At 55.3% G+C, this 18,037-nt stretch carries 21 protein-coding genes and 1 other RNA gene; 1 reads left to right on the forward strand and 21 read right to left on the reverse strand.

The genetic code is table 11. The features are described 5' to 3' along the window. Positions 1–345: 345 nt before the first annotated feature. The 5 genes from rsmA to metG form a co-directional block, all read right to left on the reverse strand. Positions 346–1,233: a 16S rRNA (adenine(1518)-N(6)/adenine(1519)-N(6))-dimethyltransferase RsmA gene (rsmA, locus tag NFU03_RS14500; RefSeq protein ID WP_251639838.1), complete on the reverse strand. Its 888-nt coding sequence runs from the start codon at positions 1,231–1,233 to the stop codon at positions 346–348. Beyond that, on the reverse strand, positions 1,230–1,787 hold the full coding sequence (gene rnmV, locus NFU03_RS14505) for a ribonuclease M5 (protein ID WP_251639839.1): 558 nt from the start codon (positions 1,785–1,787) through the stop codon (positions 1,230–1,232). The genes rsmA and rnmV overlap by 4 nt, the downstream gene beginning before the upstream one ends. Positions 1,788–1,976: 189 nt before the next feature. Beyond that, entirely contained in the window at positions 1,977–3,233 is a 1,257-nt protein-coding gene (locus NFU03_RS14510; protein ID WP_251639840.1) for a resuscitation-promoting factor, read from the reverse strand. Between the two features lie 134 nt (positions 3,234–3,367). After that, the gene (locus tag NFU03_RS14515) at positions 3,368–4,135 is read right to left on the reverse strand and encodes a TatD family hydrolase (protein WP_251639841.1); all 768 of its coding nucleotides are present in this window, start codon (positions 4,133–4,135) and stop codon (positions 3,368–3,370) included. A 123-nt stretch (positions 4,136–4,258) separates the two neighbouring features. Then, positions 4,259–6,238, reverse strand: coding sequence for a methionine--tRNA ligase (gene metG, locus NFU03_RS14520; RefSeq protein ID WP_251639842.1), 1,980 nt, complete (start codon positions 6,236–6,238; stop codon positions 4,259–4,261). A gap of 259 nt (positions 6,239–6,497) precedes the next feature. Between metG and NFU03_RS14525 the strand changes: the two genes are divergently transcribed. Beyond that, on the forward strand, positions 6,498–6,773 hold the full coding sequence (locus NFU03_RS14525) for a transition state genes transcriptional regulator AbrB (protein WP_040285233.1): 276 nt from the start codon (positions 6,498–6,500) through the stop codon (positions 6,771–6,773). A gap of 60 nt (positions 6,774–6,833) precedes the next feature. Here NFU03_RS14525 and rsmI read toward each other — a convergent pair whose 3' ends face one another. From rsmI to ffs, 16 genes are all read right to left on the reverse strand, one after another. After that, positions 6,834–7,706 (reverse strand): 16S rRNA (cytidine(1402)-2'-O)-methyltransferase, encoded by an 873-nt coding sequence (rsmI, locus tag NFU03_RS14530; protein ID WP_251639843.1) that lies wholly within the window; start codon positions 7,704–7,706, stop codon positions 6,834–6,836. After that, complete coding sequence (locus NFU03_RS14535) at positions 7,703–7,972, reverse strand: GIY-YIG nuclease family protein (RefSeq protein WP_251639844.1); 270 nt, start codon at positions 7,970–7,972, stop codon at positions 7,703–7,705. Before NFU03_RS14535 ends, rsmI begins: the two co-directional genes overlap by 4 nt. Further along, positions 7,929–8,708 (reverse strand): tRNA1(Val) (adenine(37)-N6)-methyltransferase, encoded by a 780-nt coding sequence (locus NFU03_RS14540; RefSeq protein WP_251639845.1) that lies wholly within the window; start codon positions 8,706–8,708, stop codon positions 7,929–7,931. Before NFU03_RS14540 ends, NFU03_RS14535 begins: the two co-directional genes overlap by 44 nt. Positions 8,709–8,783: 75 nt before the next feature. Beyond that, on the reverse strand, positions 8,784–9,143 hold the full coding sequence (gene yabA, locus NFU03_RS14545; protein ID WP_285835457.1) for a DNA replication initiation control protein YabA: 360 nt from the start codon (positions 9,141–9,143) through the stop codon (positions 8,784–8,786). Positions 9,144–9,164: 21 nt separating this feature from the next. Further along, positions 9,165–9,983, reverse strand: a complete 819-nt coding sequence (locus NFU03_RS14550; protein ID WP_251639846.1) for a PSP1 domain-containing protein — start codon at positions 9,981–9,983, stop codon at positions 9,165–9,167. Next, positions 9,976–10,983: a DNA polymerase III subunit delta' gene (gene holB / locus NFU03_RS14555; RefSeq protein ID WP_251639847.1), complete on the reverse strand. Its 1,008-nt coding sequence runs from the start codon at positions 10,981–10,983 to the stop codon at positions 9,976–9,978. Before holB ends, NFU03_RS14550 begins: the two co-directional genes overlap by 8 nt. Positions 10,984–11,038: 55 nt before the next feature. Beyond that, a complete protein-coding gene (locus NFU03_RS14560) occupies positions 11,039–11,479 on the reverse strand; it encodes a YaaR family protein (RefSeq protein WP_251639848.1) in 441 nt (146 codons plus the stop codon). A 21-nt stretch (positions 11,480–11,500) separates the two neighbouring features. After that, positions 11,501–11,830, reverse strand: a complete 330-nt coding sequence (locus NFU03_RS14565) for a cyclic-di-AMP receptor (protein WP_251639849.1) — start codon at positions 11,828–11,830, stop codon at positions 11,501–11,503. A gap of 46 nt (positions 11,831–11,876) precedes the next feature. After that, positions 11,877–12,506, reverse strand: coding sequence for a dTMP kinase (gene tmk / locus NFU03_RS14570; protein ID WP_251639850.1), 630 nt, complete (start codon positions 12,504–12,506; stop codon positions 11,877–11,879). After that, positions 12,499–13,950, reverse strand: a complete 1,452-nt coding sequence (locus tag NFU03_RS14575) for an aminotransferase class I/II-fold pyridoxal phosphate-dependent enzyme (protein ID WP_309296277.1) — start codon at positions 13,948–13,950, stop codon at positions 12,499–12,501. The genes tmk and NFU03_RS14575 overlap by 8 nt, the downstream gene beginning before the upstream one ends. 91 nt (positions 13,951–14,041) lie before the next feature. Beyond that, positions 14,042–14,305: a pro-sigmaK processing inhibitor BofA family protein gene (locus NFU03_RS14580; protein ID WP_251639852.1), complete on the reverse strand. Its 264-nt coding sequence runs from the start codon at positions 14,303–14,305 to the stop codon at positions 14,042–14,044. 227 nt (positions 14,306–14,532) lie between these two features. Next, positions 14,533–14,763 (reverse strand): YaaL family protein, encoded by a 231-nt coding sequence (locus NFU03_RS14585; protein WP_251639853.1) that lies wholly within the window; start codon positions 14,761–14,763, stop codon positions 14,533–14,535. Next, complete coding sequence (gene recR / locus NFU03_RS14590; protein WP_040285222.1) at positions 14,760–15,356, reverse strand: recombination mediator RecR; 597 nt, start codon at positions 15,354–15,356, stop codon at positions 14,760–14,762. The genes NFU03_RS14585 and recR overlap by 4 nt, the downstream gene beginning before the upstream one ends. A gap of 11 nt (positions 15,357–15,367) precedes the next feature. Next, entirely contained in the window at positions 15,368–15,688 is a 321-nt protein-coding gene (locus NFU03_RS14595) for a YbaB/EbfC family nucleoid-associated protein (RefSeq protein ID WP_251639854.1), read from the reverse strand. A 24-nt stretch (positions 15,689–15,712) separates the two neighbouring features. Then, complete coding sequence (gene dnaX, locus NFU03_RS14600; RefSeq protein ID WP_251639855.1) at positions 15,713–17,494, reverse strand: DNA polymerase III subunit gamma/tau; 1,782 nt, start codon at positions 17,492–17,494, stop codon at positions 15,713–15,715. A 177-nt stretch (positions 17,495–17,671) separates the two neighbouring features. After that, positions 17,672–17,939, reverse strand: an RNA gene (gene ffs, locus NFU03_RS14605) — signal recognition particle sRNA large type. Positions 17,940–18,037 lie beyond the last annotated feature (98 nt).

Below are 18,037 nucleotides of genomic sequence, written 5' to 3' on the forward strand. Positions count from 1 at the left end.
ATTTAGCTTTGTCAATGCTTTTTGTCTACATTTTCGCGTTTCGACATTCTTTTTTCCTTAAAATAGTCATAAGTTCACTTTTCTCATGATTTGGTTGCTGGAGAAGACGGGTATTCCATGCAGGCCGCTGAGCGCTCGTTTCTAAGCGCTAACCGATCCATTCTGCTGCCGAACCGCTCGTTTCCGCCCGCTGACCGATCCATTCCTCTGCCTAACCGATCATTACCACCCGCTAACCGATCCATTCCTCTGCCTAACCGCTCCATTCCGCAGCACTCCCCTATAAAAAAAACAGACAGTCGGCGATTGATCGCCGGCTGTCTGCTATTCCCTACCTAACAGTCGTCACTTCCCGCCACTGAACGTTCCATACAGGGCGTTCGACAGCGCTGCGAACTCCTGGATGGAGAGGGTTTCGCCCCGCCGTGACGGGTCGATGCCTGCAGCGGACAGCGCTTCGAGAATTTCCTCTTTTTTCGCTTTGCCGTTGGGCAGGGAGGCCTGCAGGTTGTTCAAAATCGTCTTTCTCCGCTGGACGAATGAGCCGCGGGCGACAGTGAAGAGGAAGTCTTCGCTGATGACGTCAGCCGGCGGTTCCGGTTTGCGCGAAAGCCGGAGCACGGCGGATTCCACGTTCGGCTGGGGCATGAAGACGGTTTTCGGTACGATCATCGCCACTTCCGCGTCCATATAGTACTGGATGGCGATGGAGAGCGATCCGTATGCCTTCGTGCCCGGTGAAGCCGTGATGCGGTCCGCCACTTCCCGCTGCATCATGATGACCATCCGGTCGATCGGCACGTTATCCATGAGGAACTTCATGATGATCGGGGTCGTGACGTAGTACGGCAGGTTCGCGACGACGACGACCTCGTCCATGTCTGCCATCTGCTCGGCGATGGTGGCCTTCAGATCCGCTTCCAGCACGTCCTGGTGGATGACCGTGACGTTCGGATACGGGGACAGCGTATCTTCAAGCACAGGCAGCAGACGGCCGTCGATTTCAAATGCAGTGACCTTGCCTGCCGCACGGGCGATCGGCTCCGTCAGCGCCCCGATGCCTGGGCCGATTTCAATGACGCCGGAATTTCTCGAGATACCGGCAGCTGAAATGATGTTCGTTAAGATGTTCGGATCGATCAAAAAGTTCTGACCGAGGCTTTTCTTGAAAGAGAAACCATGTTTTTCGAGGATTTCTTTCGTCCGGACCGGTGTTGCAATATCTTTCCTCATTGCTGTTCCTCCTTATCGATCGTCTCCACGGCCTGCTGGAAAGCGGTTTCCCCGATCCTGAACATGGCCAGACGTTTTTGCAGCCCTTTGCCGTTCACCTGGCCGATCTGCAGCAGGTCTGCGAGCCGGTCGCGGCGCTGCTTGGAATCAGGATGCCCGATCAGGCGGGCCGCGATAAGCACGTTCTGCGGAATCTCCTCCGCCGCCTCCGTATCAACCGTATAGACAGCCGCAAGCGCCTCGCGGATGTCCTCATCAGCAGCGTGTTCAATGCCGACTTTTTTGCCGTTTTTCGCAATGGCCTTGCTGCGCTTCAGAAATGCGTGCTTCACATCCGGAATCTGCTCTTCGATGATCGCCCGGATCCGTCTTCCCGGGTAGTCGGGATCGGTGAAGACGATGACGCCCCTCGTTTCCTGGGCATGCCGGATTTTAACGAGCGTCTCCCCACTCACTGCGGAGCCGTTCGTTTCGATGGTGTCCGCACCGGTCGCCCGTTTGACGGCGATTGTATCTGACTTTCCTTCCACAACGATGATCTCTTGAATGTCCACTCTATTCCTCTTTCCTTCACTCTATGCAGCGGGCCGGCACGGCCGCTGCGCTTATCATGCTTCTCTCCCAATTCTACCGGCTGGATGGACAGTTGTACAGGAGGCATGCCGGACAGACAACAATCCGCACGGCCGGGTGGCTGTGCGGATTGCAGCTGTTTCCTTCTATATAGGTGTCCGTTCCGTGTATCAGTTCAGGACTTTTATCTTCACTTGGCGGCGGCCGAATTGTCTTGCCGCTGCGTCGTTCGGTACATGGAGATCGATCCTATTTCCTTTGATGGCGCCGCCAGTGTCACCGGCGACGGCATAGCCGTACCCTTCCACCCACACTTTTGAGCCGAGCGGGATGACGCCCGGGTCGACCGCGATCACTTTCAAACTCGGATTCGCGGCGAGGTTGATGCCTGTCGCTGTGATACCGCTGCAGCCTGTACAATGCGCCGTATAGGCGGTCGCATTCATGTACATCACTTTGCCGGACTCACTGCCGCCACGGGAAACGCTTGTCTTTACGGATGCCGTTTTGGCGGAAGCTTGTGAAACCGCTGCAGCCGGTGCAGCGCTTGCGAGTTCCACTTTCGAACCGACCGAAATCACTTTCGGTTTCGGGTGGGCGACTACGTGCTTCGCCACGAGCTTGCGGGATACTTCCTTGCCGTTCTCTTTGACGATCTCGAATCTCTTCCTGACTTTCCCCTTCTCGCCTTCACGGACAACTTTTTCATGTCCTTTCAGCAGGTTCTCATCAGCACGTGTCTTCACGTCGAAATTCGTCGTCTCTTCCACTACATCGGTGACCTTTTCTACACGGACGATCGACACTACGGATTTCGGGAGCAGTACTTGCCCCTGATCACTCTCTAGGCGATCCAGCTCACTCAACTGGATATTTTCGTTTTTCAAAAAGTCAGCGACCGTAGTCGAAGTGGACCATACATTTTTCGATTTCTTACCGTCTTTCAACGTCACTTGGAACGCCTTGTCGACTGTGATTTCCCCTTTGTCCCCGACCGTACTGCCGAGAGCGGGAGTGACGCCATCATGCTCACCAAGCTCCACGCCGGCTGCGTCGAGAATATCACCGACAGATGTTTCAGTTGTCCAGATAGTGGTAGAGTCATTATTCATGCTGATGGCTACGGGACGTGCCTTCTTCCAATCGACGGTCATCCCGTCTTCGACCGGTGTCCCGGCTGCCGGTGTCACCGCATCATGCGGACCGACTTCTATGTCATGCTGCGCCAGCGCGTCTGCGACAGTGGCTGCATGTGTTTTGAGTTCCGTGGTTTCACCGTCTGCTGCGACGGTCACCGTTTTCTTCGTGCCCTCATACAGGACAAGAGAAAGAACTGTCACGAAAACCGCAAGCACTGCAATGCCCGCTGCGATCCGCTGTATCTTCAATGATTGAAAGAATCGGTTGCCCTTGGTTCTTTTCGTCATTAACGTTTCTCCTCCTTAATTCACTCGGCTGATTATATAGACTCCATTTTTCACTGTCAACCGATCGAACTTTCCCGCACAGGAACGCCGGAAGTCGTCTGCAGCAGATGCACTGCACGCTTCCGGCACAACCTTCAGTCGATGGAAAATAAATTCATGGCATTCCGGGTGGTCGTCTCCGCCACTGTTTCGACCGGAATCCCTTTCAGTTCCGCAATCTGTTCGGCAACGAGCGCCACGTAGGCAGGTTCGTTCCGTTTGCCGCGGTGCGGATGCGGCGCCAAGTAGGGTGCGTCGGTCTCCACGAGCAAGTGCTCCAGCGGGATTTCCTTCGCGACCTCTTTCGGCATCCTGGCGTTTTTGAACGTCACCGGGCCGCCAAGCGAAATCATGAAATTCATGCCGATGCATTCGCGGGCGGTCTCCACACTGCCGCTGTAGCAGTGCATGATACCGCCGGTCAGGTGTGCGTCCTCTTCTTTCAGGATACGCACGACATCGCCGGTCGCATCCCTGTTATGGATGATGACTGGCAGATTGACTTTCTGTGCCAGTCGGATCTGCTTGCGGAACAGTTGCTGCTGGACATCTTTCGGCGACTTGTCCCAATGGTAATCGAGACCGGTCTCCCCGATGCCGACAACTTTCGGATGAGCGGCCAGCTCCTCGATCCATTGCAGGTCATCTGCCGTACAGTCGATGGCATCGACCGGATGCCATCCGACCACCGCGTAGATGAACTCATGCTGTTCCGCTAATTCCATCGCTTTCGTAATGGTCGGCCGGTCGAATCCGACGACGACCATCCGCTCCACACCGGCGTCAAGTGCACGCTGGATCACTGCGTCTATATCTTCTTCGTATTGGTCTGCATTCAAGTGGACATGTGTATCGATCAACATCGCTCTCGCCTCACAATGGTTATAGTCTACTGCACGTTCTTTACACCCATATCGCAATTACATTACAAAATGATGACAAGAAAAATAGGACAGCGGACCTCTTGACGAGTCCGCTGTCCTATATTATTTCACCCGTGAGCCATTTGCAAGCGAAGCGTCCGCTGTCGCGAGTTTCAGAACGCCGTCCGACGTCCCTGCCAAAATCATCCCCTGCGACCATTCGCCGCGGAGTTTGACCGGTTTCAGGTTCGCGACGACGATCACTTTCTGACCGACCAGCTCTTCCGGTTTGTAATGTTCGGCAATGCCGGATACGACTTGCCGCTGCTCGTAGCCGAGGTCGACCTGGAGCTTCAGCAGTTTGTCCGCTTTCGGTATCTTTTCACAAGCCGTGACCGTTGCGATGCGCAGGTCGATGGCATTGAACGCATCGATCGTGATCTCCGGCGCCTGCTCTTCGGCTGGTTCATCCGCAGCTTTCTCCGCTTCGTCTTCTTCAGCTTCTGCTTCTTTCGGCGCCGTGACTGCCATCTGGTCTTTAATGTACTGGATTTCCACGTCCGTGTCGAGACGCGGGAAGATCGGCACCCCTTTTTCGATCACTTTCGTGTTTTCCGGGATGGCCGTGAAGTCACCGAGCGTCTCCCATGCGAGGAGGGATTCGGAAAGCCCTAACTGTTCCATGATCTTCTTCGGTGTTTCCGGTGTGAACGGCTGAAGCAGGACCGCGATATGGCGGAGTGCATGAGCCAGGTTCACCATGACGGCAGCGAGTTTTCCGCGGTCCGCTTCGTCTTTCGCCAATACCCACGGCGCCGTTTCATCGATATATTTGTTCGTCCGTGAAATGAGCGACCATAACTCGGAAAGGGTGATGCTGAACTGCATCTTCTCGATCGATTCCTCGTACTTGCCCACCGTCGAAACAATCGCTTCCCGCAGGCTTTCATCGTAATCCGTCGAACCGGCTGACGCGACCGGCACTTCCCCGTCGAAGTATTTGTTGATCATCGAGACGGAGCGGTTGAGCAAGTTGCCGAGATCGTTCGCGAGGTCATAGTTCGTCCGTTCGACGAATGCTTCCGGCGAGAAGGTGCCATCCGATCCGAACGGCAGTTCACGCAGCAGGAAATACCGAGTCGCGTCCAGGCCGAACCGCTCAACGAGCATATCCGGATAGACGACGTTGCCTTTCGACTTCGACATCTTGCCATCTTTCATCATGATGAAACCGTGCGCGAACACTTTCTTCGGCAGCGGCAGATCGAGCGCCATCAGGAAGATCGGCCAGTAGATCGTATGGAAGCGGACGATGTCTTTCCCGACGACCTGGACGTCAGCCGGCCAGTATTTCCTGAACAGCGAATCGTCATCGGACAGATAACCGAGTGACGTAATATAGTTTGTCAGAGCATCAACCCATACGTAGATGACGTGTTTCGGGTCGCCCGGCACTTTGATGCCCCAGTCGAAGGACATCCGGGAGACGGACAGATCCTCAAGCCCCGGTTTGATGAAGTTGTTGATCATTTCGTTTTTGCGTGATTCCGGTTCGATGAACTCCGGGTGATCCGCATAGTACTGGAGGAGCCGGTCCGAGTACTTCTTCATGTTGAAGAAATAGGACTCTTCCCGCACCCGATCGACGGGACGTCCGCAGTCCGGACAGTTGCCGTCGACCAATTGGGATTCCGTGAAGTACGATTCGCACGGCACGCATTTCCATCCTTCGTATTCGCCTTTGTAGATATCCCCGTTGTCCAGGAATTTCTGGAAGATCTTCTGAACAGCATCTTTATGGCGATCTTCCGTCGTGCGGATGAAGTCATCATACGTGATGTCCATCAAGTTCCAGATCCGCTTCGCGTAGTCGGCGATGTCATCCACATATTCCTGCGGCGGACGGCCTGCTTCTTCGGCTTTTTCCTGGATCTTCTGCCCGTGCTCGTCCATACCCGTCAGGAAGCGCACATCGAAGCCGCGCAGACGTTTGTAGCGCGCCACTGCATCGGCTGCGACCGTTGTGTAAGCCGTCCCGATATGGAATTTACCGCTTGGATAATAGATCGGCGTTGTAATATAGAATGTATTTTTCTCAGCCACTTCAATTCCTCCTGTACCCTTGTCGATTCTTTCATTTTATCGGACTTTGCCGTTTTTCGCTATGAAGAGTTGTATCCGCCGGTGAAATGGTGTAATTTCAATTCACCGCTATGTGAGTATTTCATGTATTTATTATTCATTTTATAGTTTATAGGTTTCGCTATTGACGTTAAATGGAAGAGTTGGTATGATGAGAATCAGACAAGAGAAATATGTCGAATTTTGACGAACCACTACACCCCTTAGGAGGCACGAACTTATGAAGTCTACAGGAATTGTACGTAAAGTTGACGAACTTGGCCGAGTGGTCATTCCAATCGAATTGCGACGGACATTAGGAATCGCACAGAAAGATGCATTGGAGATTTACGTGGACGATGACAAAATCATCCTTAAGAAATACATGCCGAACATGACATGCTCCGTAACTGGCGAAGTATCGGATGATAACCTCTCCCTGATCGACGGGAAGCTCATCCTCAGCCCAGAAGGCGCGAAGCAGCTCATCGCTGAAATCGAAAACAAAATGTCTTGATTTAATAGTTTTATTTATATAGCATCTTGTCCCAGTCAAAAGGGATCAGATGTTATTTTTTTATTCGACATGGTAGGCCTGGTAGACGTCCCGCTTGCTCAATCCCCTGTCGGCGGCCGCCTGGCGGATCGCTTCCTTCGAGGAACAGCCGCTTTCTTCCATGAGATGGCTGACATGTTCTGCAGGGGTCAGGTCTGTCCACCAAGCTTCGCCTGCTTGTTCCTCTGCTTCCGCCGATCCTTCCACCACTAAGCAGAATTCCCCACGTATCTCTGTAGATTCTGCCCACTGCAGTGCTTCTTCAATCGTTCCGCGGACAAACTCCTCATATCGTTTCGTCAATTCCCGGGCCAGCGTGATCCGACGGTCTGAACCGAACTGTTCCGCCAGCGCGCGAAGCGTCTCTTTCAGCCGGTGCGGGGCTTCATAGAACAATAGCGTTTCCTGCCGATGGGCGAGTGATTCAAGCTGCAGGCGGCGCTTTTTCTTCTGCCTGTCGAGGAAACCGTAAAACAGGAACGGCTGAGCCGGTAAGCCTGACGCGACGAGAGCACTGATGGCCGCATTCGGTCCGGGAACGGGCACAACCGCCATCCCGGCAGCAATCGCTTTCTCCGCAATGTCCGCTCCCGGGTCGGAAATGCATGGCATCCCCGCGTCACTGACGAGAGCGACGGTCTTTCCTTCCTCCAGCAGATCGAGGATCTTCCTGCCCCCGGCTTCCAGATTATGCTCGTGATAACTCATGAACGGTGTGTCGATGTCGAAGTGATTCGACAGTTTGACCGTGTTGCGTGTGTCTTCCGCCGCGATGAGATCGGCTTCCTGCAAGATGCGGATCGCCCGGTAGCTCATGTCCTCCAGGTTCCCGATCGGCGTCCCTACCAAATAGAGTACGCCGCCGGATGCTTCCGCGCTTTTTTGTGTGATCATTCCTCTGCCCCCTGTTGTCGTAAGTACCGTTCTTTCGCCGTGCGTGTGAGCTGTTTGAACCGGTATTCCGCCTGCATGGCTTCCCGTTTCGTTCCGAACGATTCGGAATGGATGCAGCGCACCGGTCCCCTTGCCCGTGTATATTTGGCGCCTTTACCGGTGTTATGCATGTCCACCCGGCGCGCGAGATCGGTCGTATACCCGCCATAATACGAGCCGTCGTTACATTCCAGGACGTAGAACAGATGGCCCGTCTTCGCTTCCATACAGCAGTTCCCTCACTTCATCGGTATACGTCCCGTCCGCCTGATAGACGAACAGCGGCGGCAGGATCTTCACGTCCGGCTTGCCGTCCTTCATGCCCTCGATCAGCAGCGTATTCGCCTCTTTGCCTTCTTTCGGATAAACGAACCGGATCCGTTTCGGCTCCAGCCGATTCGCCCGCATCGCAGTAATGATGTCGAGCAGGCGTCCCGGACGATGGACGAACGCCGCTTTGCCGCCCTGCTTCAGCAGTTCACTCGCAGACCGGACCGCCTGATCGAGCGTCAGTTTCACTTCGTGGCGGGCGATCGTCAGCGGCTCCAGCACATTCCGGTCGCTCTGTTCATTGGCTTTGAAATAGGGCGGATTGCACGTCACGGCATCGTATTTCTCGGTTCCGATCTTGGCCGCGATCCCGATGACGTCATCGCACAGCACACGGATCTGCTGGTCGAGCCCATTATAGGCGATGCTCCGTTCCGCCATGTCCGCGAGCTGCTCCTGGATTTCGACGGCAGTGATCTCGGCGTTCGTCCGTGCGCTCAGGAACAGCGGGATGGCCCCGTTGCCCGCGCATAAGTCAACCACTTTCCCGCTGCGGATCGGCATATAGGCGAACCTGGCCAGCAGCACCGCATCGAGCGAAAAGGAGAAGACGGACGGGCTCTGGATGATCCGCAGCTCCTCCGCCAGTAAATAATCGAGGCGCTCATCGCCCCGCAACAAATTCGTTTCCATGATGGATGGACTCCTTTAGCAGCTGTTATCGATAAAGAAAAACCGACACCTAGTTGAGTAGGGATCGGCTGGATGTCACAAATTCTGTTTACTTAGGAACGACAGACAGAACAGGCAGTCTTCACCTTTCCGTGTGCTTCCGTAATGCACATTGCAGACGTGGAACCCTTCGTTATAGAGGCGGGCGAGGTTATCCACCCCTTCGCCCACATCCGCCCGCTGCATCCGCTGTGCATGTTTCTTGTCGGCTGCAGCTTTCGACTCCAGGTCCAGCTCGTTCAGCCGGGTGCGAAGATGATGATTTTCAAGTTGAAGCGAATGGTTCTCTTCTGTCATCTTGGCAACAAAACCGATGATTTCCCGGAATTGCTTATGCATGGAGTCGAGTTGCTGTTCGTATTCGATTACCTTGTCGAGAAAGTTCCCTTCTTTCAACTTTTTCACCTCATCGCTTCACTAATTGACGGGCTGTCCCGTCTTCTTCGACAGTTCTTCCCACGCGTATTCCAATGTCTGATCCTGATCTTGCAGCTTCACTTTCAGCAGACGCTCCAGCAAGTTCAGGCCGACCACTTTCCCGGGACCGTCCGGTGTTTCGAGACGCGTTCCGATATCCGGCATGAGGGATTTCGCTTCTTCGTACTCATCGTTTTCGTATTTCAGGCAGCACATGAGCCGGCCGCAGAGCCCTGAAATCTTCGAAGGGTTCAGCGAGAGATTCTGATCTTTCGCCATCTTGATGGAAACCGGTTCGAAGTCACCGAGGAACGTCGAGCAGCAGAGCATCCGGCCGCACGGTCCGATGCCGCCGAGCATTTTCGCTTCGTCGCGGACGCCGATCTGGCGCAGCTCGATACGTGTCCGGAAGATCGAGGCCAGGTCCTTCACCAAATTCCGGAAATCGACACGGCCTTCGGCGGTAAAATAGAAAATCACTTTATTTCGATCGAATGTGTATTCCACATCGACTAATTTCATATCCAGTTTGTGTTCGTGAACCTTCTTGACGCACGTATCGAATGCTTTGTGTGCATCGTGCCGGTTCTCTTCCACTTGTTCCAAATCTTCCAGGCTTGCCGGGCGGATCACTTTCTTCAGCGGCAGGACGAGATCGGCAGCGTCGACACCTTCCATTACACGGACGACTTTGCCGAATTCCGTGCCCCGGGCTGATTCGACGATCACATAATCGTCTGCCTTCAGATCATAATCCATAGGGTCGAAATACTGTATTTTACCCGCTTTTTTAAAGCGGATTCCTGCTACGTTATACAACGGATAACCCCTCCTGCATACTAAGCACCAATTGTTCCAATAAAAGCGTACGGTGCATATTGCGATGCAATTGTTTTTTCGCCTGCAAAATCGACTCCAGATTGGAGGCCAGCTGATCATAGGTCATCTTCATCGCAAGTGCGCTGGTGAATTCCTCCAGATCGGGATAGGCCGGCAGTGCAGTCATTCCCGCTTTCTTCGCCACGATATCACGGTACATATAGAGAAGCAAGTCCAGACCCATCTCGGCATCTTCCTTCTCTTTCAAGAACGGACCCCACTCGGTCTGGATTAGCATGAGCGCTTCAGTCACATGCTGATCGATGGCCTGCACTAATTTTACCACTGTTTTTCGTAAAGTTACAAACTGCTCTTCTGAAGCCAGCTCGGCAGCCCGTGCTGCATCTGCCGTCAGACAGGTGACTGTGGCGGCAAGGGAAGGTGAAATCCCTTCAGCCTTCAACCTCTCGACGACCTGCTCGCGCCGGGGCGGCAGGAAGGACAGCCGCTGGCAGCGCGACTGGATGGTCGGGAGGATCATATGGTACGCATCGGTCAGGAGGATGGCCGTCACGTCGCCATCCGGTTCTTCAAGAAACTTCAACAGGGCGTTGGCCGCCGCTGTGTTCAGCCGGTGTGCCTGTTCGATGATGTAGATGCGCCGGCCCTGCTCGTACGCTTTTTTCGTCATCGCTTCGAGCAGCCGGGCCATCTGGTCTTTCTTGATGTCCTGACCATCCGGTTCGACGGTGAGGATATTCGGATGATTCCCTGATAAGACACGTCTGCACGCATGACATGTTTCACATGGAACATTGTCGGAAGGATGCTCACAAAGCAATAATTGCGCGAAATATAGGGCGGCGTCTTTTTTGCCGACCCCTTTTTCCCCGTCGAACAGATACGCATGCCCGATCCGGTTATGCTTATAGGCTCCGCTCAGTTTTGCAGCGGCCACTGGCTGTTCTGCCGGAAACCGATGCGTCTGCTGAAAATCCATCCCGCTGCCCCCTTTCTGAAAAAAAGACGTTTTCTCAAGACTGCAGAAAACGCCATCACGTATATAGGTTAATGAGAAGTCCTTTGATCTCTCCGATCTTGGCAAGAAGATCGACGGAAGATTCCTCGTCCTGCAGCAGCTGTTCCGCCAGTTCGATCAGTTTCTGATCGATCGTCTCAACAAGCTTCAGACGCCGGCCTTCGCCGTATTGGTTCCACGTATGGGACTGCTTCAAGCCAAGACCGCTTTCCACGGACTCCTTCAAAAATCGTTTCACGAGCATTTTGAATTTTGCCATGTCACGCAAGTTGCGTGAGCGGGCGAGCCGGTCACCCGCTGTCGAGATATCCCCGAGCAGCCGGGTGATCTGCTCCCCGTGCAGGCGGGATTCCTGCTTCTGCACCATCTGGCCGAACCGGTCCCCGCCCTGAGGCGCTTTCAGCGGATCGTTCCTCAGTTTGTCGAGACCCGTCCGGTAGTCGTTATTCACTTTCATGTGCGTTCACTCCGATTGTCATCAGAAATGACGGAACTGTTCGATTGGCAGGACGAATACCGTGGCACCGCCGACTTCCACTTCAACCGGGTACGGGATATAGGAGTCTGCATTGCCGCCCATAGGGGAGACAGGGGCCACCATCTGGTCGCGTGACCGGCAGTTATCCCGGATCAGGTCCAGACATTTCGGCACGAGGCTGTCCTCCGTACCGATCAGGAACGTCGTGTTCCCGGACTTCAGGAATCCGCCGGTACTTGCGAGTTTCGTCGCCCGGAAATCACCTTTCGTCAAAGCTGTTGAAAGCCGGTTGCTGTCTTGGTCTTGTACTACTGCCACGATTAGTTTCACAGGAATCTCCCCTTTTCCGCTTTCTTTCAGTATACCATGAAATGGGTCAGGATATGAATGATACAATCTTAGCCCATACATTCCCGGTCACCGTTTCAAGCGGAGCGGAGGCATCGACCGATTCGATGCGATCCGGGAACCGTTCCCGGACAATCCGGTAGCCTTCATAGACCGCTTCGTGGAATGCCAGCGCCTCGTTGTCCAGCCGATTCTGTTCGCGGGTTCCGCTCGCCGCAATCCGTGCAAGTCCCTGTTTCGGTGTAATATCAAAGAATATCGTATGATCCGGCATAAGCCCCTGTATCGCGAACTCATTAATGGCCAACACCGCGTCGATACCGAGACCGCGGGCATATCCCTGGTACGCAAGCGAGCTGTCGACGAACCGGTCGCACAGTACAACCGCTCCGTCCTCCAGTGCCGGGATCACTTTTTCCGTCAGATGCTGCCGGCGAGCTGCTGCATACAGCAGCGCTTCCGTCCGGCCATCCATTTCCGAATGATCATTGTCCAGAATGACACTGCGGATCTTCTCTGCGATCCGGATGCCGCCCGGCTCGCGCGTCAATACGACCGGCCGGCCTGTGTCCGCCAGCCGTCTGTGGATTTCCTGGATCACTGTTGTCTTCCCTGCGCCTTCAGGTCCTTCGAATGTGATGAACACACCGTCAGCCATGGCGATCGCCTCCTTGTTGGTCCGTCTTCACTTCCATTTGTATCGAGTCTCCGCTGCCCCGGACGGCTCCCTGGAACGCCGCACCGGAGCCGATCATCCGGCAGACGTCCGTAATCATTTCTTCTGTCAGCCGCTCCCCCGCGAGGATCATCGGGATACCCGGAGGATACGGAATGATGGCGGATGCTGCGATCCGCCCTTCTGCGTCTGCAGCAGCAATCCATTCAGATGAACTGCTGGCGGTCCCGCCCGATATCGGGATAGCCGTATAAACCTCCGGTACAGCTGGTTCCGCTGCCGGCGGTTCATCTTCCTTCCGGTGCTCAAGCGCTCTGACAGCAGCCGCAAAGGCGTCCATCACCGGCTCGATCGGGAAATCCTTCCCTTCCATGAGCAGAGGCAGGATGAACAGCACCTGGCGCTCGTCCGCGAGTTCGGTAAAGACCCCCTGCTGTTCGAGTGCCTGCTGCAGTGCATAGCCGGATACGTGCTTGTGCCGCACGAGCACTTTTAGCGGATCATCCGGTTCTATGGTTTCGAGCATCGTGAGCTCGCTGCATCGGTCGATGAACCGCCGGCGCCACGTGAGGAACGCCTGCTTGTCCGCTTCCGAATAGGCTGCTATCCGTGCGCGCGCATCGTCTAGGGAGGCCAGCAGCACATACGACGGGCTGCTCGTCTGCAGCATGGACAACCACCGCGTGAGACGGTCGATGTCGAGCAGGTGTGACTTCACATGCAGGAACGAACCTTGCGTCATCGCGGATAACGTTTTGTGCGCGGACTGCACGACGGCATCAGCGCCAAGATCGAGTGCCGATGGCGGGAACGGCGAACCGGCAACGAAATGGGCACCGTGCGCTTCATCAGCGAGCACAGGAATACCGTGTTCATGTGCACATTCGATAATGGCGGGCAGCTCGTCCCCGGCAATTCCGTAATACGTCGGATAAGTGAGGAACACCCCTTTCGCGTCCGGATGCCGGTCGAGCGCATCCCGCACGGTACCCGCAGCGACTGCGCCTGCAGTACAGGTCGATTCGTCCCATTCGGGGTTCAGGAAAACGGCATGGGCGCCTGCCAGTTCCACCGCATGGAACACCGACTTGTGGGCGTTCCGCTGGACGAGCAGAACATCGCCGGATCCGCAGACAGCCCGGATCATCGCCAGATTGCCGACCGTGGAGCCGTTGACGAGCAGGAAACTGCGGTCAGCTCCGTAGGCATCCGCCAGCAGCTGCTGGGCTTCCCGGATGATGGAGGACGGCGCATGCAGGTCATCGAGCCCGGTCAGTTCAGTGGCGTCGTAGCGCATGGCTGTGCGGAGGCCATCCGGCAGTCCGGACAGCAGCCCGTGCTTGTGTCCCGGCACGTGGAACGAAATCGGGGAAGTCGACTGGAACGCTTCCAGTGCGTCCACGATCGGGCGTTGTTTCTGATCCATCTGCATTCCTCCTGTTGTTTGTAAAAGTCTTCTATGTAAAAAAGCCAGCACACGAACCGGCTGGCGGGGCTTCGGGGAGGTTCCCCCGTCATTACAGGAAAATGGCCAGAGCGAGGAGCGATGCCGCCCCCGGCAGGCCGAGGATCGCGAGCAGCAGGCCCGAGCCGAGATTGATCGGCACGTACAGGCCGACAAATCCTCCTGCGATGTTAAGAATAAATAGGACTAAGAACGAAAACGCAATCCGGAACCAGAAGACCGACAGCTTTTCGAAGGCGTGCTGCAGCTGAGGCTTGGTCAATCGCAAGATGAACAGAAGCAGCACACCGAACACCAGAATGATAGCCGCTTTCACGCGGACTCCCCCTTCTACATGAGCTCGTTAGAAACGTTGATTTCCGTTCCAGGCGGACGCTTTCCGGGGGGCTCGATTTCAGCCTCCTCGCTCCCTGTGGGGTCTTCAATCTTCGCCTACCCCCCAGGAGTCGCCGCCCTGCACTCCAATCAACTCAGCATAAGAAAAACACAAAAAGGTAATCATTTAACTTAGCTATTAACTAGCTTATGCAAAGAAGGAGGTAGTCATTCCAGGCCGAGGTTTCGCTGCTTGGCTTCTTTGTAGAGATAAAAATGGCTGCATTCGGCAATTTTGCGCCGGATAAGAACGTCGGCATCCCAGTCATCGGCATACTTCTCGATTTCTTTGGCGTGCTCCCATTCCTGACGGGTTTCCATCATGAGCGCACGCAATTTTTCGTCGTATTCCCGTTTCATCTTGTGCTTGCGGCGGAACAGGCCGGCTGACCGCCTCACAGTTCACGCCGCCCTTCCAGCGCCTTCGACAGCGTCACTTCGTCCGCGTATTCGAGGTCTCCGCCGACTGGCAGGCCATGAGCGATACGGGTCGTCGTGATGCCCGACGGTTTGACGAGCCGGGAAATGTACATCGCGGTCGCCTCGCCTTCAATCGTCGGATTGGTTGCGAGGATCAGCTCCTGCACTTCATCATCCTGCAGGCGCTTCAGCAAGTCCGGCACGTTGATGTCTTCCGGACCAATGCCATCCATCGGGGAAATCGCCCCATGCAGGACGTGATAGAGTCCGTTGTAATCGCGCATCTTCTCCATCGCGATGACATCTTTCGGATCCTGCACGACACAGATCAGCGAACGGTCGCGCGATGTATCCTGACAAATGTGGCACGGATCGATGTCGGTAATATGGCCGCACACACTGCAGAACCGCAAATTCCGCTTCGCGTCAACGAGCGCCTTCGCGAAGTCGAGCACGGTGTCTTCTTTCATGCTTAACACAAAAAACGCCAGACGGCCCGCAGTTTTCGGGCCGATGCCTGGCAGTTTCATGAAACTGTCGATCAGTTTGGAGATCGGTTCTGGATAATGCATAAGTCTGCCTCCTAGAACATCCCTGGCAGGTTCAATCCTTTCGTGAATTGCCCCATCGTGGAGTTCGTTAATTCATCCGCTTTTTCCATCGCGTCATTCGTTGCGACGATAATCAGGTCCTGCAGCATTTCCGCATCTTCTGGATCGATGACAGACGGATCCACGACGACGTCGACCACTTTCTTGTCGCCCGATACGATGACTTTCACCATACCGCCGCCAGCTGTCCCTTCCAGGCGCTCGTCACCCAGTTTCTCCTGAGCCTCCGCCATCTGTTTCTGCATCTTCTGCATCTGCTTCATCATACCTTGCATATTTCCCATACCACGCATGTGAATTCCTCCTTGTCAGTTGTATTACTCGTCATGGACGGTAATGAATTCCTTGCCGAACAGTTTTTCCGCTTCGGACACGATGCCGTCCTCTTCCGTCAGCTCCGCCCCTTCCAGGAACGCAGGCAGTTCTTCCTGCCCCGCAGGTTCAGAAGAGGCTCCCTCTCCTTCAGGACGGGTCTCCCCGGAAGACGGCTGTTTCGCCAGCCCGTTTTTACGGATGAAATCTTCCCTGACTTTCAGCCAGCCCTCTTCCGGCACGTAGACCACTTCATAGGCCTTGCCGGTCTGCTGGTGCAGCGCCTCGGCGAGCCCCGATCGGAGCGACGCATTCTCGGACGCCATCAGGCAGTGGATCTCATATTTGAATTTTAACACAAAGGCGCTATCCGACGCTGCGACCGGTTCGGTTTCTTCCAGCAGCGCCGAATGCGAACGCTGCATCGTCTGCATCATGCGCGCCCATTCTTCCCGGATCACCTGGATGTCCTGCTTCGTCGCAGCACTCAGCACCTGATGGACTTTGCCCGTCGGAATCTTATACGCCCGGGCATTGTTGGACGAGTTCTTGCGTGCTGCAGGTGCACGGTCTGCCGGCTGACCGGCCGCACCGCCATCTGCCAGCTGCTTCTGCAAGTCGCCCACCAGCCGTTCGAGACTGGCGATCTTCTGTTCGAGTTCCGCCGGGATGACGGTCCCTGCGCCCGTACCGGACACCGCACCCTTCGTCTGAATCATCTTCAGCACGGCGGATTCGATGTAGACTTTCGCATGATTGGAGAACCGCATCTCCGACTGCGTCTCTCCCAGTATATCGATATACGCATAGAGCAGATCCGGATCGAAGTCCGCGGCGAGCGCAACGAACCGGTCGTCCCCGGAGATCGCTTCCAGCAGGTCGGTCAGTTCCGGAGCTGTATGGAGCAGCAGCAGATCCCGGAAGAAGGTGATCAGATCCTCCGCGAGTCGGGAGACGTCCTTGCCTTCCGCAATGAGCCGGTTCAGCAGCGTAAGCGCAGCACCCGCGTCTTTTGACTGCAGGGCGCAGGCCAGCTCGTAGAAGATGTCCTCGCCGACAGAACCGGTGACGAGCAGCGCTTCTTCCGCCGTCACCCGCTCCCCGCTGAAGGACACGACCTGATCGAGCATGCTGAGCGCATCCCGCATCCCGCCGGACGCTGCCTGCGCAATGACTTTCAAGGCGCTGTTGTCCGCTTCAATACCCGCTTCATCGAGCACGTACGCCATCCGCTCCATGATCTCCGCGGCAGTGATCGGCTTGAAATCGAACCGCTGGCAGCGGGAGATGATCGTCAGCGGCAGCTTATGCGGTTCCGTCGTCGCCAGGATGAACACCGCGTGTGCTGGAGGCTCCTCGAGCGTCTTCAGCAGCGCGTTGAACGCCGAATTCGACAGCATGTGCACTTCGTCGATGATGTAGACTTTGTATTTGGAGGAAGCGGGGGCATAACGAACCTTTTCGATAATGTCGCGCATTTCTTCGACACGTGAATTGGAGGCAGCGTCAAACTCGATGACGTCCGTATTCGAGCCTTCCGTGATCGTCCGGCACGTCTCGCACGCATTGCATGGTTCCTTGGCCGGTCCGTTCTCACAGTTCAGCGCTTTCGCAAAAATCTTGGCGGCACTCGTCTTCCCGGTGCCTCGAGGTCCAGAGAATAGATAGGCGTGAGTGGTTTTGTTGTGGAGGAGAGCGTTTTGAAGTGTCTGTTTGACATGCCGCTGTCCTGACATCTCGTCGAATGTCTGAGGCCGGTACACCCGGTAGAAAGCTTGATAACTCAACCGTCCGCTCCCCTTTCTGTCTGTTACGTCCGTTCCTTCCATTATAGCACAGCCGGTCAGAAAAAACGCCTGCGGGATGCACAGCCGCCGTTCGATAAAAACAGCGGCACGGACACCTGCAGGCATGCAAACGCCCCCCACCCGAAACACGGGATGGGGGGCGTTTGCGTATGTATACCGTGCACCTTCCTTCGACCGCCGCACATAAGCGTTACTCTTGTCGTTGGCTCGATTTAGGCGACCCCGCGGCACATGAGAGAGTCCACTTAATGCTGCTTCCTTCCGGACCTGACATGGTTCGTGGGTTCCCATTGCGCAGGACCCAAATGTCAACACTACGTGCAAAAGGCAGACCCTACAATACGGACGGCCTCAGGAAAGGGATTCAGTCTTGCTAGAGCGGATTGCAAGTGACAGGGCACCGCTACCTCCCCACCTAGCACGGCATCCTCCATTATAGAGGGTGACCGAGGAAAAATCAACTCGGAGCGCTGTACGGTACAGGACCCCTTTTTTCGAAAATCTGTTGACTTCCGTTTTCCC

The organism is Sporosarcina sp. NCCP-2716 (assembly GCF_023707985.1).
Lineage (GTDB): Bacteria > Bacillota > Bacilli > Bacillales_A > Planococcaceae > Sporosarcina.

Excerpts from the sequence above, each read along its gene's own strand:
- rsmA (WP_251639838.1), bottom strand. The coding sequence starts at position 1,233 with ATGAGGAAAGATATTGCAACACCGGTCCGGACGAAAGAAATCCTCGAA.
- NFU03_RS14510 (WP_251639840.1), bottom strand. The coding sequence starts at position 3,233 with ATGACGAAAAGAACCAAGGGCAACCGATTCTTTCAATCATTGAAGATA.
- NFU03_RS14515 (WP_251639841.1), bottom strand. The coding sequence starts at position 4,135 with ATGTTGATCGATACACATGTCCACTTGAATGCAGACCAATACGAAGAA.
- NFU03_RS14525 (WP_040285233.1), top strand. The coding sequence starts at position 6,498 with ATGAAGTCTACAGGAATTGTACGTAAAGTTGACGAACTTGGCCGAGTG.
- rsmI (WP_251639843.1), bottom strand. The coding sequence starts at position 7,706 with ATGATCACACAAAAAAGCGCGGAAGCATCCGGCGGCGTACTCTATTTG.
- NFU03_RS14535 (WP_251639844.1), bottom strand. The coding sequence starts at position 7,972 with ATGGAAGCGAAGACGGGCCATCTGTTCTACGTCCTGGAATGTAACGAC.
- NFU03_RS14540 (WP_251639845.1), bottom strand. The coding sequence starts at position 8,708 with ATGGAAACGAATTTGTTGCGGGGCGATGAGCGCCTCGATTATTTACTG.
- holB (WP_251639847.1), bottom strand. The coding sequence starts at position 10,983 with ATGGATTTTCAGCAGACGCATCGGTTTCCGGCAGAACAGCCAGTGGCC.
- NFU03_RS14560 (WP_251639848.1), bottom strand. The coding sequence starts at position 11,479 with ATGAAAGTGAATAACGACTACCGGACGGGTCTCGACAAACTGAGGAAC.
- tmk (WP_251639850.1), bottom strand. The coding sequence starts at position 12,506 with ATGGCTGACGGTGTGTTCATCACATTCGAAGGACCTGAAGGCGCAGGG.
- NFU03_RS14575 (WP_309296277.1), bottom strand. The coding sequence starts at position 13,950 with ATGGATCAGAAACAACGCCCGATCGTGGACGCACTGGAAGCGTTCCAG.
- recR (WP_040285222.1), bottom strand. The coding sequence starts at position 15,356 with ATGCATTATCCAGAACCGATCTCCAAACTGATCGACAGTTTCATGAAA.
- NFU03_RS14595 (WP_251639854.1), bottom strand. The coding sequence starts at position 15,688 with ATGCGTGGTATGGGAAATATGCAAGGTATGATGAAGCAGATGCAGAAG.